The following is a 12465-nucleotide window of genomic DNA, read 5'->3' as shown; positions in this document are numbered from 1 at the left end:
GAAGACTATCCCCAGGCCAGAGCGGTCAGCTCCGGGTCCTCCAGCGCGGTGCCGATGTCACGCAGCACCTTGGACCCCAGCTCGCCGTCGACCAGTCGGTGGTCGAAGGACAACGACAGGGTCGTCACCTTGCGGATCTTCAGCTCGCCCTTGTGCACCCAGGGCATGTCGCGGATCTGGCCGAAGGCCAGGATGGCCGCCTCGCCCGGGTTGATGATCGGGGTACCGGCGTCCACCCCGAACACACCGACGTTGGTGATCGTGATGGTGCCCCCGGACATGTCGGCCGGGCCGGTCTTGCCCGCCCGGGCCGTCTCGGTGAGCCGTTTCAGGGACGCCGCCAGTTCCGGCAGGGTCTGGGATTCGGCGTCCTTGATGTTGGGCACCACCAGGCCTCGCTCGGTGGCCGCCGCGATCCCCAGGTTCACGTAGTTCTTGACCACGATCTCCTGGTTCTCCTCGTCCCAGGAGGCGTTGATCCCCGGGTGGCGGCGGATCGCCATGAGCAGCGCCTTGGCCACCAGGAGCAGCGGCGACACCTTGACGTCGGCGAAGTCCGGGCGCTCGCGCAGGCGGGCGACGGCCTTCATCGTCCGGGTGACGTCCACCTGGAGGAACTCGGTCACGTGCGGGGCGGTGAACGCGCTGTTCACCATGGCGGCCGCGGTGTGCTTGCGCACGCCCTTGATGGGGATCCGCTGTTCCCGAGCGCTCCGGTCCGTCTCGACCGGGGTCTCCGGGGCCGGGGCGGCCTCCGGCGTGCGGACGGCCTCGACCGCCGCGTGGACGTCGTCGCGGGTGATGATCCCGTCCTTGCCGGTGGGCGAGACCGTCGCCAGGTCGATCCCCAGGTCCTTGGCGAGCTTGCGCACCGGCGGCTTGGCCAGCGGACGTCCCTCGCTCCGGACCGGGGCCGCGGGAGCCGCGGGTTCCGGCGTGGTGGGGGCCGGAGCCGGTCGGGGCGCGGGCGCCGCCGGGGTCGGGGCCGTGACGGCGGGACGGCGACGAGGACGGCGCTGCGTCGAGGCCGCCTTCTCCCCGTAGCCGACCAGCGGCTTCTCCCGCTCCTCGGTCTCGGCGCCCGTGTCGGCCTCGACGGTTCCGCCGCCGGAACCGCCGGTGCCGTCGTCCACGGTGATGATGACCGTGCCGACCTCCACCGTCTCGCCTTCGGCGGCGAACAGCTCCTTGACGGTGCCCGAATACGGGCAGGGCAGCTCGACGACGGCCTTGGCGGTCTCGATCTCACAGATCATCTGACCGTCCTTGACCTCGTCACCCGGCTTGACGTACCAGGTGAGGAGTTCGGCCTCGATCAGCCCTTCGCCGACGTCGGGCAGTTTGAACGCGTGCACGCCGTCGACCGCGGGCGTGCTCTTCTGAATCGCCATGTCTTGCGGTTTCCCCGATCTAGTACGCGAACGCCCGGTCGACCCCGTCAAGGACGCGGTCCAGGTCCGGCAGGTAGTACTCCTCCAGCCTGGACTGCGGGTAGGGGGTGTCGAACGCGGCCACGCGGATGACCGGCGACTCCAGGTGGTAGAAGCACTCCTCGGTGACCCGGGCGGCGATCTCCGCGCCGGGTCCTCCGGTGAGGGTGGCCTCGTGGGCGATCACCAGACGGCCGGTGCGCTTGACCGACGCGTTGATGGTGTCGTAGTCGACGGGCGAGAGTGAGCGCACGTCGATGACCTCGATGGAGTGGTCGGTGTCGGCCTCGGCCGCCTGGAGGGCGGTCTTGACCATCGGCCCGTAGGCCAGCAGCGTGCAGTCGGTGCCGGAACGCGCGATCCGGGCCGAGTTCAGGGGGGTGACCTCCTGGAGGGAGGCCTCGGTGTCGACCTCGGCCTTCTCGTAGTAGCGCCGCTTGGGCTCCAGGAAGATGACCGGGTCGTCGGACCGGATGGCCTGCTGGATCATCCAGTAGGCGTCCTCGGGGTTGGCGACGCTGACCACGCGCAGACCGGCGGTGTGCTGAAAGTACGCCTCGGGCGACTCGCTGTGGTGCTCGACCGCGCCGATGCCGCCGCCGTAGGGGATGCGCATGACGAGGGGCATGCTCAGCTTGCCCGCCGAGCGGCGACGCATCTTGGCCAGCTGGGTGAAGGTCTGGTTGGCGGCCGGGAAGAAGAAACCGTCGAACTGGATCTCCACCACGGGGCGGTAGCCGCGCAGCGCCATGCCGATGGCGGTGCCGACGATGCCGGATTCGGCCAGCGGGGTGTCGATGACGCGGTCCGCGCCGAAGTCCTTGTGCAGGCCGTCGGTGACCCGGAAGACACCGCCGAGCCGTCCGACGTCCTCGCCCATGACCAGGACCTTGGGGTCGTGCTCCATGGCGGCGCGCAGGCCGGCGTTGATGGCCTTGCCGATCGTGAGGTTGGTTCCCATGGCCTAGCGGCCCCCTTCCGCGCCGGCGTCCTCGAAGGAGGCCAGGTAGTCGGCGAACTCGGACCGCTGTCGGTCGATGTGGACGTTGGGTTCGGCATAGACCTCGTGGAAGATGTCCAGAGGCTCGGGGTCGGGCATCGAGCGGCACTCGGTGCGGACCCGCTCACCGACCTTGTCGGCCTCCTCGTCGATCGCCGTGAAGAAGTCCTCGTCGGCCAGACCGTTGAGTTCGAGGTAGCGGCGCACCCGCAGGATCGGGTCCTTGGCCTTCCACTCGTCGAGTTCGGCCGCGTCCCGGTAGCGCGTGGGGTCGTCGTTGGTGGTGTGCGCGCCCATCCGGTAGGTGAACGCCTCCACCAGGGTGGGGCCGTTGCCGCTGCGGGCGTTGTCCAGCGCGGCGCGGGTGACCGCGAGGCAGGCGAGGACGTCGTTGCCGTCCACGCGTACGCCGGGGAAGCCGAAGCCGGCGGCGCGTCGGTAGATCGGCACGCGGGCCTGGCGCTCCAGAGGCTCGGAGATGGCCCACTGGTTGTTCTGGCAGAAGAAGACCACCGGGGCGTTGTTCACCGAGGCGAAGTTGAACGCCTCATTGGTGTCGCCCTGGCTGGTGGCCCCGTCGCCGAAGTAGGAGATGACGGCGGTGCCGTCCTCGCCGACGGCGCCGTCACGCTGGACGCCCATGGCGTAGCCGGTGGCGTGCAGCGTCTGGCTGCCGATGACGATCGTGTACAGGTGGAAGCCCTGCTCGTGCGGGTCCCAACCGCCGTTGGTGACCCCGCGGAACATGCCGAGGAGTTCCTTGGGCTCGATCCCGCGGCACCAGGCGACGCCGTGTTCACGGTAGGAGGGGAAGGCCATGTCCTTGTCGCGTAGAGCGCGGCCGGAGCCGATCTGCGCGGCCTCCTGGCCCAGAAGCGAGGCCCACAGGCCCAGCTCGCCCTGACGCTGCAGGGAGACGGCCTCGCTGTCGACCCTGCGGACCAGCACCAGGTCACGGTAGAGGGCGCGGATCTCCTCCGCGCTGATGTCCAGGGGGTAGTCGGGGTGCTCCTTGAGCTCCCCTTCCGGTGTCAGGAGCTGGATGAGCTCCGGTTCCTCGTGCGCGGCGGTGTCCGACACGTCGCTCCTCGGGTTCTCGGGGCCGACTTCGCGTGGGTGAACGCTGATCGACCGTTTAACGGTCCACGCGCACCCGGGGTGTCGGATGGGCGCGGACAGTCCTCCCCATATCGTGACAGAACTCACTATGGAGAGCGCAAGCCCCCAGCGACACCTTTTACGCTGCGCGAGCCATGTTCTCTCATCGCCGGCCAGGCCGATTATCAGGGCTTCCTAGCATTTACAAGGACTTCCAACAACTTTGTGACAACGTGGCCGCGCCCTGCCCCACCTCTACCACGTGGACGCCCTCAGGTCGCCAGGATCTGGGGCGAGAGGATCTTGAGCATCCCCCGCGCCCAACGCATCTGTCGCGCCGACCGGGGACCGCACCGGTCGGCGACCACGAGCAGGTCGGCGTCCGCCACGGCCTGGGCCCCCTGCCCGAGCAGGTCCCAGTCCAGTGCCACCCCGCCGCTCATCCGGTACAGCCGTCTCAGGTCGGCCAGGAGCGCCAGTTCCGGGTCGGAGTCCTCATCGGGCAGTTCACGCCTCTCCTCCTCGAAGGGGACGGGGTTCTCCGGGCCCGAGAGATCCACACGGTAGCGAGGCGCCGTCGCGACGATCTCGCGTACGTGGTCGCGGGACCACACCGCCAGGTCCCCGGCCACGTGACGGACCTCCCGTTCTCGCGGATACCGTTCGGCCACCCTCGAGAATTCGACGGCCAGGGCGCTCTCCGAACGGTGGAGCTCCTGGAGAGCCTTTCCGATCCTCATCGCGCCCCTCCGTCCGAGCGTTCCTCCGTGTCCGGCCGACCCCGCGTCGCCGGGACCCGCGCGCCGACCGGGGCGGAGGCGGCCGTCGTGGGTGCAGAGGACGGCCGCCCGTCGCCCCCGCCCAACGGCCTCAGGCTCGCGGCGGCGGTCTTGAACAGGGGCTGTTTGGACACCGGGTCCCAGTCGTCGACGGTCATCTCGTTGGCGGCTCGATCATGGTCCCCGCCTTCGTCCGAGGTGTCGGTGTCCCAGTAGCCGTAGTGGAAGGGGACGAAGAGCACTCCGGGTCGGATCCCACAGACACGGGCGCGGGCGTGGAGCGTGCCGCGCGGAGAACGGACCTCCACCGGATCCCCCTCCTCGACCCCCGCCTCCCCCGCATCGGAAGGGGAGATCTCCACCCACACTTCCGGCGCGGCCCGTTGGAGTTCGGGAGCGCGACCCGTCTTGGTGCGTGTGTGGAAGTGATAGAGCGTGCGGCCGGTGATCAGGGTGAAGGGATACCTCGCGTCGGGCTCCTCATGCGGGGGCACGTACTCCACCGCCTTGATCATCGCCCTCCCCTCGGGGTTGGCCGCACGGTACTCGGCCTCCTCCCAGGGAGCCCCCGTGACGAGATCCCTGCCGTAGCTCTCGCACTCCTCCGGGCTCGCCCGGAATCGTCCGTCCGCGTAGAGCCGTTCGGTGCCCTCCGGATGTTCGGCGTCGCAGGGCCATTGGACGCCTCCCACGCGACGCAGCAGGTCGTAGGAGATCCCGGAGTAGTCGCAAAGGCGGCCGGCCCCGGCCCTCTTCCACGCCTCGAAGGCCGATTCGGGGTCGTGCCACTGTGGGAAGGGGTTCCCGTCGGCGTCTCGAAAGTCCATACGTCGCGCGTAGTCGAGAAAGATCTCCAGATCCGGCCGCGCCGATCCCGGTGGCTCCACGGCCTTCTCCGACAGGTGCACGGTGCGGTCGCTGTTGGTGAACGTCCCCGTCTTCTCGCCTCGGGTCGCGGCGGGCAGCACCACGTCGGCGAGCTCGGCCGTCTCGGTCATGAAGAGGTCTTGGACGACCAGGAACAGGTCTCGGCCCGTGAGGAGCTCGCGCACACGACGCAGGTCGGGCAGGGACACCGCCGGGTTGGTCGCGCTGACCCACAGGAAACGGATCGATCCCTTCTCCACATAGCGCATGATCTGCATGGCGTGCGTGGGCGGGGCGTAGTGCGGGATACGGATCGGGTCCAGGTTCCAGATCTCGGCCAGGTCGGCGACGTGCCGGTCGTTGTTCCAGTTGCGAAAGCCCGTGAGATCGCCGTCGGCCCCGCACTCTCGTGTGTTCTCGGCGCTGGGTTGGCCGTTCATCTGGAGCACGCCGGCACCCGGTCGGCCCAGCATGCCCCGCAGCAGGTGCACGTTGTTCACCTGGACGGCCGCCGCTGTGGCCTGGTTCGACTGGTAGAAGCCCTGGAGCACGGTGGAGAGCAGACGTTCGGCCCCGCCCAGCAGCGCGGCGGCCTCACGGATGGCCTCCACGGGCAGGTCGCAGATCCGCGCGGCGCGTTCGGGCGGGTACTCCTCGGTCGTCCGGACCAGCTCCTCGTATCCGACGGTGTGCGCCTCGACGTAGGCGTGGTCGACCCGGTCGGTGCGGATCAGCTCGTGCAGGAGTGCGTTCATCAGGGCGACGTTGGTGCCCGGACGCGGCGCCAGGTGCAGGGTCGCCGCGCGCGCCACCGACGTCGGTCGGGGGTCCACGCAGAGCAGCCGGGGCGGGTTCGGTCCGGCCAGCCGGTCCAGGACCCGGGACCACAGCACCACCTGTGTCTCGGCCATGTTGTGGCCGTACAGGGCGATGACGTCGGCGTGGTCGATATCGCCGTAGGAACCCGGCTGCCCGTCGCAGCCGAACGACTCCTTCAGAGCGGCGGCGGCCGTGGCCGTGCACAGGCGGGTGTTGCCGTCCATGTGATTGGTGCCGATGGCTCCGTGGCCGATGGCGGCGAGCGTGTAGTACTCCTCCAGGAACAGTTGACCGCTGGTGTAGAAGCCCATGGAGCCCGCGCCACGCTCGGCGAGGAGTCTTCGGCTGTTCTCGACCACCAGGTCCATCGCGGTGTCCCAGTCGGTCTCGACCAGCTCTCCGTCACGACGCACCAGTGGTCGCGTGAGCCGGTCGGAGGAGCGTTCGGCCCGCCAACCGTAGAGGTCCTTGGGGTCCAGGCGTCCGCGGTTGACACGGTCCTCCCCGTGGCCGCGCACCCCGATGATCCGGCCGTCCTTGACCGCGATGTCCATCGCGTCGCCGTTCGAGTGCAGGATCGACGCGGACCGTACCCAACGGTCCACGTCGTCGGGCTCCACACCTTCGGCGAGGTGCCGGTCCACTCTCGTCGGCCACCGCTCCCCCGGGCCATAGGGGGTCCGTGTACCCCACGGATCGGCGATCGGGTCCCTGAACGGCACGGGAGATCACCCCTTCGCGTCGTGACGCGGTCCGGACCGGCCGCGCCGATGTCCCCTCGGCTACCCGGGCGCCGGCGCCCCCACACATCGACCGTGGACGCGACGGACACGATCTTTACCGAGAACGGGCAGATCAGAGCTTGATAGGCAAGTGAAAACTTGCCTATAGTGGCGACGTGGACGACGAGATCTTCAAGGCCCTCGCCGATCCCACACGCCGGAGCATCCTCGACGAGCTCACCGAGCGGTCCGGACAGACCCTGTTCGAGATCTGCTCGCGCCTGAACATGAGACACGGGCTCACCATGTCCCGCCAGGCCATATCGCAGCACCTCGCGGTGCTGGAGAAGGCCGGGCTGGTCGAGATCCGGCGAGAGGGACGCTACCGATTCCACGACCTGGACCCCGAGCCGTTGCGACACCTCGTCGAACGGTGGACCGGTCCCCGTACACGGGAGAACGACACATGAGGATCGACCTGACCAGCGTCTTCGTCGACGACCAGGCCAAGGCGCTGGACTTCTACACCGACGTGCTGGGCTTCGAGAAGAAGAACGACGTCCCCGTGGGGGACGCCCGGTGGCTGACCGTGGTCTCGCCCGAGGCCCCCGAGGGGCCCGAACTGCTGCTGGAGCCCTCCGGCCACCCGGCCGTGGGTCCGTACAAGGAGGCCCTGGTCGCGGACGGGATCCCCGCCGCCGCCTTCTCCGTCGACGACGTGCACGCCGAGTACGAACGCCTGCGCGCTCACGGGGTGCGGTTCACCCAGCCGCCGATCGACGCGGGCTCGGTCACCACGGCCGTCCTGGACGACACCTGCGGCAACCTCATCCAGATCATGCGAGTGGCCTGACCGGTCGAGGTGTCGGCTCGGATCGACGCATGACATCCGTCATCACCGGTCCGATGAGGAACACGGAGACGACCGGTTACGCGCGCCACTACTCGCGGTGGTCCTCGGAAATCTAGATTCGAGACATGGACCGCGAAGAAGACCGCAGCACCCCGACACCTTCACCGGAACCGGCCGGAGGCCTCCCCTCGACGGGGATCGACCCGACGGGCCACGCGCCCTCGGCCCCCGTCGGGGCCGCCGCTCCGGCCCCGAGACGACGGGGCCCTCGCCCCGTCCCGCCGGGAGTGGAGTACCACCGGGTCCTCGCCGACGACCGGCGCCGGATCTGGCGGGGTATCGCCGCGCTCGTCCTGCTCTTCGGCGGAATGCTCGCCTTCTCGTTCGGGTTCACGATCCTCGGATCGCTCGTCGACATGGCGCTCGGCCGCCCCAGCGTGCTCCTCGGCGGCGACGAGTTCACCCCGGCCACCCAGGCGTCGGCCCTGATCGGGCTCGCCCTGCTGGTGCCCTGGAGCATGCTGATCCAGCGATGGCTCTACGGGGTGAAGGGGGCCTCGCTGCACTCGGTTCTGTCGGTCTTCAGGCCGGCGGTCTTCGGCCGGGCGTTCCTGGTGATCCTGCCCATCTGGGCGGTCTACATGACCGTCTTCTCGATGTTCACCCCGATGCCGGAGGGGGTGTGGCGGCCCTCGGACCTCGTCCTGATGTTCGGCATCGTCCTCCTGCTCACACCGTTGCAGTCGGCCGGTGAGGAGTACGGCTTCCGCGGTCTCGCCTTCCGGGTCGCCGCGAGCTGGGGCAAGGGCCCGCGCGCCGCGCTCCTCCTCGGTGTCGCTGTCTCCGGTCTGTTGTTCATGCTCGCGCACTTCGCCCTGGATCCGTGGCTCAACCTCTACTACCTCACCTTCGGCGTGACCTTGGCCCTGATCACGTGGCGGACCGGAGGTCTGGAGGTGGCGGTGGTCGTCCACGCGGTCAACAACACGATCGCCTTCCTGCTGACGCTCGTCACCCGCAGCGACCTCGTCGAGGGGATGGACCGCTCGGTGGGAGCCGGCTCGGCGATCATGCTCGTGCCCTGCGTCCTTCTGATCCTGATCACCATCGTGGTGTGGGCGCGCACACGGGGAACGGGACCCGCGCTCACACCTTCGGAAAGGGAGACGCACGAGGCCCCGCGAGAACGGTGACGGATCGTTTCGGGAAAAGGCGGAGGGGGCGCACGCATTCGCGGGGACGGCCGCCCTCCGCCGCCGTATCCGGAGGTTCGGATAACGGCGGAGGCGTGTTCGTCGTCGCCTCTTCGGGGGTCGTTCCCGGTCGGTCCGGGAAACGTCCGGAGAAAGAGGGGTCACGGCCTTTTCCGAACGCCGCGAAGGCGTTCGTCCAGGCCTTCTTCCCGGGCCCTCGTCCACCCTCTCCTCGGGCCCGGAACGGCCGTTCACTCGGCCGCTGTACGCGCCTTCGGAGCGGGCACCCTCATACCACGCTCACGCCCGTAGTCGGCGAGCATCTCGCGCAGTTGACGGCGGGCTCGGTGCAGGCGGGACATGACCGTGCCCAGCGGGGTCCCCATGCGCGCGGCCACCTCCTTGTAGGCGTAGCCCTCGATGTCCACGAGGTAGATGACCTCCTGGAACTCCTCCGGAAGACGGGCCAGGGCCTGCTTGATGTCGGAGTCGGGCAGGTGGTCCAGGACCTCGGTCTCGGCCGACCGCATTCCCGAGGAGGTGTGCGCCTCGGCGGCGGCGAGCTGCCAGTCCTTGATCTCGTCGGTGGTCTCCTGACGGGGCTCCCGCTGCTTCTTGCGGTAGCCGTTGATGAAGGTATTGGTCAGGATCCGGTAAAGCCAGGCCCTCAGGTTGGTGCCGGCCCGGAACTGATGGAAATTGGCGAAGGCCTTCGTGAAGGTCTCCTGCACGAGGTCCTCGGCGTCGGCCGGATTGCGCGTCATACGCAGAGCCGTCGGGTAGAGCTGGTCTGCGAACGGCGTGACCGCGGTGGCGAAGTCCAGTGTCTGGCCCTCGTCGCGGGCTCCACCGGCCGTGGAGGTCTGATCTTTCTCGAGAGTCGTCAAGTTTCCCCCTAGGGACGACCGAACGATCACTTCCACCTTGTTAGACGCAGCTTCACCTTCCCAATGATGACATCAATGTCCGTGATACGGGTCACGAACGTACCGAAACCGTCCCCGATACCCGTAAGTGTGCGGTAAAAGTCCCGCGTGGCGACTGGCCGGAACGCGACACCGTCCTCCGGTGTCATACGCTGACGTCGCCACCAGGCGCGTCCCGACGAGGCGCCCTTCGGACGGTGGATCCAGTGGCATACCCGTTTTTCCTGTGGAGGACCTGTGGCCCGCGTCGTGGTTGACGTCATGCTCAAGCCCGAGATCCTGGACCCTCAGGGCCAGGCCATCGCCGGGGCCTGCTCCCGACTCGGCTTCGAGGGGGTCGAACAGGTCCGCCAGGGCAAGCGCTTCGAGGTCGAGGTCGAGGGCGAGGTGGACGAGGCCAAGCTCGCCGACGTCCGTCGTCTGGCCGAGACCCTGCTCGCCAACACCGTCATCGAGGACTTCGAGGTCCGTCCCGCCTGATCGGTCTCGACCTCCCCAACGGCCCCGGTCTTCCCCGCCCTCACCGGCGGGGACCGCCCTTCGACGGGTAATCGGACGGCGGGAACGGACACACCGTTGGTCCCACGTGCCGGAAGTGTCCGGCTTGTTCGGCCGCGTCCCCCGAGGGCGCGGCTGTTCGTTTTACCCGGAGCGACCTCGGGAAGGCTCCCTAACGTGCCGAGACGGTCACCGACACGGAGCACGAGAGGTACACGGATGGACACCGTTTTCTCGATCTCCCTCCCCCGAGAGGCGTACACGGTCGCCGTCGTACGCGACGTGCTCGGCGCCCTCCTGGACAGGATGGGGATGTGCCGGGCCTGCGTGGACGACATCCTGCTCTCCGCTTCCGAAGCCTGTGCGAACGCGGTCGAGCACGGCGACCCCGCCGCCGACTACGAGGTCGGGGCCGAGTTCGCCCCCGGCTGGTGCGGACTCCGGATCTCCCATACCGGAAGAGCGCCGAACCCCGGCGCGCTCGCCGCGAGGTTCACCTCGGACCGCACGCCCCTCCCGGGTCTGGAATCGGAATCGGGCAGGGGCATCTTGCTGATGCGGTACCTCATGGACGAGGTCGCCTTCCACGGAGAACCGCACACCACCGTCGTCCTGCGCAAACGCCTCACCGCGTGCGACCCGGCCGCGAACGGGGCACCGCCGCGGGACCACCGATCCTCGTCCGGACAACTCGCCCTGTCCTGATGCCCCCGCACCGGCCCCGCGCCCCGTGGACCGTCCACACGGGGCGCGGTACCCCGCCCTCCGGACGCCGTGACGCATCCCACGGACCTGTCCGGTCGTACACCTCCACCCCTCCCAGAAGGGGGTTCCTTGGGAGGATCGCACAGGAGCACCGCCTCGGAAAGGGGTGACGGTCGTACCCGAGTACAGGTGAGCGGGTACGCTGCGGGGGTAGCGGACGCTCCGTTCCCGTGACGGGGCCAGGCACCGACCCCTCCCCGTCGAACAACAACCCCGGAGTGTGCTCATGACAGCCCGTGTGGGCGTCGTCACCTTCCCAGGCACCCTTGACGACAAGGACGCCGCCCGCGCGGTGTCCCTGGCGGGTGCCGAACCCGTCTCCCTCTGGCACGCGGACGCCGACCTCAAGGGGGTCGACGCCGTGGTCCTGCCCGGTGGGTTCTCCTACGGCGACTACCTGCGCTGTGGAGCCATCGCGCGGTTCGCCCCGCTGATGTCCGAACTGATCCCGGCGGCGCGTTCGGGCGCCCTCCCGGTCCTGGGCATCTGCAACGGCTTCCAGATCCTGTGCGAGAGTCACCTGCTGCCCGGTGCCCTCACCCGTAACTCCTCCCTGCGGTTCGTCAACCGCGACCAGGTCCTGCGGATGGAGAACACGAACACCGCCTGGACGAGCTCCTACGACGAGGGGCAGGAGATCCTGGTCGTCCTCAAGAGCGGCGAGGGCGGCTACGTCGCCGATGAGGAGACCCTCGACCGGTTGGAGGGCGAAGGCCGGGTCATCGCCCGCTACGTCGGCTCCAACCCCAACGGCTCCCGCCGCGACATCGCCGGGGTGACCAACGAGCACGGCAACATCGTCGGGCTCATGCCCCACCCCGAGCACGCCGTCGAGGCGCTCACCGGCCCCTCCACCGACGGGCTGGGCTTCTTCACCTCGATCCTCGGACACCTGGCGGCCGGAACCCCGGCCCACGCCTGACGCACACCGGATCGGCGCGACCGCCGAACCGACCTCACCCGACAGGGGGACGACTCGCGATGATGGCGCTGCTGCGCTCCCGGAAGACCATGTACGTCCTGGTGGGACTGGTCGTGATCGGCCTCGTGGTCTCCGGGGCCATCGGCCTCTTCCAGTCGTTCAACTCGGCACCCGTGGCCACGCCCGGGGCGCAGGGGCAACAGCCCCCGCCCCAGGCGCAGGGCGAACAGCCCGAACCGCCGCCGGAGGTCGGTGCCCTCGGCAGCCCCCCGTCCGGTTTCACCTACGTGGACCAGGACGAGGCGCACTGCGCCCAGGGCCAGTGCTTCCGCCTGATCCTCATCGCCGGCGAGGAGGGCGAAGAACTCGACGTCGACGCTAACGAGGCCGTCGAGACGGTGTACGAACACCTGCTCGGCAACGGCTGGCGCCAAGAGCTCCCCGAGAACGCCGAATCCTCGGACGACATCGCACTCGCCGACTCCGTCCTCACCGACGGCGAGACCCTGGTCGCCGACTCCTCCGCCCCGGCCGCCGGCGCAGTGCCGGTCCTCATGCTGGGCAACGCGGGCATGCCCGCCTACTGATCCGAC

13 protein-coding genes are annotated in these 12465 nt (G+C 69.0%); 7 read left to right on the top strand and 6 right to left on the bottom strand.

Annotation, left to right across the window (positions count from 1 at the left end):
• Positions 1-5: 5 nt before the first annotated feature.
• From TR33_RS17995 to TR33_RS17975, 5 genes are all read right to left on the bottom strand, one after another.
• Positions 6-1391 carry a dihydrolipoamide acetyltransferase family protein gene (locus tag TR33_RS17995; protein ID WP_042284316.1) on the bottom strand — a complete coding sequence of 462 codons (1386 nt, stop codon included), beginning with the start codon at positions 1389-1391 and terminating at the stop codon, positions 6-8.
• 19 nt (positions 1392-1410) lie between these two features.
• The gene (locus tag TR33_RS17990) at positions 1411-2391 is read right to left on the bottom strand and encodes an alpha-ketoacid dehydrogenase subunit beta (protein ID WP_014909586.1); all 981 of its coding nucleotides are present in this window, start codon (positions 2389-2391) and stop codon (positions 1411-1413) included.
• 3 nt (positions 2392-2394) lie between these two features.
• Complete coding sequence (pdhA, locus tag TR33_RS17985) at positions 2395-3510, bottom strand: pyruvate dehydrogenase (acetyl-transferring) E1 component subunit alpha (protein WP_042284314.1); 1116 nt, start codon at positions 3508-3510, stop codon at positions 2395-2397.
• A gap of 290 nt (positions 3511-3800) precedes the next feature.
• Complete coding sequence (locus tag TR33_RS17980; protein WP_042284313.1) at positions 3801-4268, bottom strand: hypothetical protein; 468 nt, start codon at positions 4266-4268, stop codon at positions 3801-3803.
• Entirely contained in the window at positions 4265-6637 is a 2373-nt protein-coding gene (locus TR33_RS17975) for a molybdopterin oxidoreductase family protein (protein WP_234305883.1), read from the bottom strand. The genes TR33_RS17980 and TR33_RS17975 overlap by 4 nt, the downstream gene beginning before the upstream one ends.
• A gap of 254 nt (positions 6638-6891) precedes the next feature.
• Here TR33_RS17975 and TR33_RS17970 point away from each other — a divergent pair, with 254 nt between their 5' ends.
• The 3 genes from TR33_RS17970 (at position 6892) to TR33_RS17960 (ending at position 8761) form a co-directional block, all read left to right on the top strand.
• The gene (locus tag TR33_RS17970) at positions 6892-7185 is read left to right on the top strand and encodes an ArsR/SmtB family transcription factor (protein ID WP_042284311.1); all 294 of its coding nucleotides are present in this window, start codon (positions 6892-6894) and stop codon (positions 7183-7185) included.
• The gene (locus tag TR33_RS17965; RefSeq protein ID WP_017533031.1) at positions 7182-7568 is read left to right on the top strand and encodes a VOC family protein; all 387 of its coding nucleotides are present in this window, start codon (positions 7182-7184) and stop codon (positions 7566-7568) included. Before TR33_RS17970 ends, TR33_RS17965 begins: the two co-directional genes overlap by 4 nt.
• Before the next feature lie 125 nt (positions 7569-7693).
• The gene (locus TR33_RS17960; protein ID WP_042284309.1) at positions 7694-8761 is read left to right on the top strand and encodes a CPBP family intramembrane glutamic endopeptidase; all 1068 of its coding nucleotides are present in this window, start codon (positions 7694-7696) and stop codon (positions 8759-8761) included.
• Between the two features lie 251 nt (positions 8762-9012).
• Here TR33_RS17960 and TR33_RS17955 read toward each other — a convergent pair whose 3' ends face one another.
• The gene (locus TR33_RS17955) at positions 9013-9648 is read right to left on the bottom strand and encodes a sigma-70 family RNA polymerase sigma factor (protein WP_017533029.1); all 636 of its coding nucleotides are present in this window, start codon (positions 9646-9648) and stop codon (positions 9013-9015) included.
• Positions 9649-9924: 276 nt separating this feature from the next.
• Here TR33_RS17955 and purS point away from each other — a divergent pair, with 276 nt between their 5' ends.
• The 4 genes from purS to TR33_RS17935 all read left to right on the top strand — a co-directional run bounded on the left by purS (position 9925) and on the right by TR33_RS17935 (position 12459).
• Positions 9925-10167 carry a phosphoribosylformylglycinamidine synthase subunit PurS gene (purS, locus tag TR33_RS17950; protein ID WP_014910038.1) on the top strand — a complete coding sequence of 81 codons (243 nt, stop codon included), beginning with the start codon at positions 9925-9927 and terminating at the stop codon, positions 10165-10167.
• A gap of 237 nt (positions 10168-10404) precedes the next feature.
• Positions 10405-10890, top strand: coding sequence for an ATP-binding protein (locus TR33_RS17945; RefSeq protein WP_017533028.1), 486 nt, complete (start codon positions 10405-10407; stop codon positions 10888-10890).
• Positions 10891-11176: 286 nt separating this feature from the next.
• The gene (purQ, locus tag TR33_RS17940; protein ID WP_014913193.1) at positions 11177-11872 is read left to right on the top strand and encodes a phosphoribosylformylglycinamidine synthase subunit PurQ; all 696 of its coding nucleotides are present in this window, start codon (positions 11177-11179) and stop codon (positions 11870-11872) included.
• Between the two features lie 59 nt (positions 11873-11931).
• Complete coding sequence (locus TR33_RS17935; protein WP_042284306.1) at positions 11932-12459, top strand: hypothetical protein; 528 nt, start codon at positions 11932-11934, stop codon at positions 12457-12459.
• The last annotated feature ends 6 nt before the right edge of the window (positions 12460-12465 follow it).

Origin of the sequence: Nocardiopsis alba (assembly GCF_000710955.1) — a bacterium.
Lineage (GTDB): Bacteria > Actinomycetota > Actinomycetes > Streptosporangiales > Streptosporangiaceae > Nocardiopsis > Nocardiopsis alba.
This window is presented reverse-complemented; position numbering and strand designations above follow the sequence as displayed.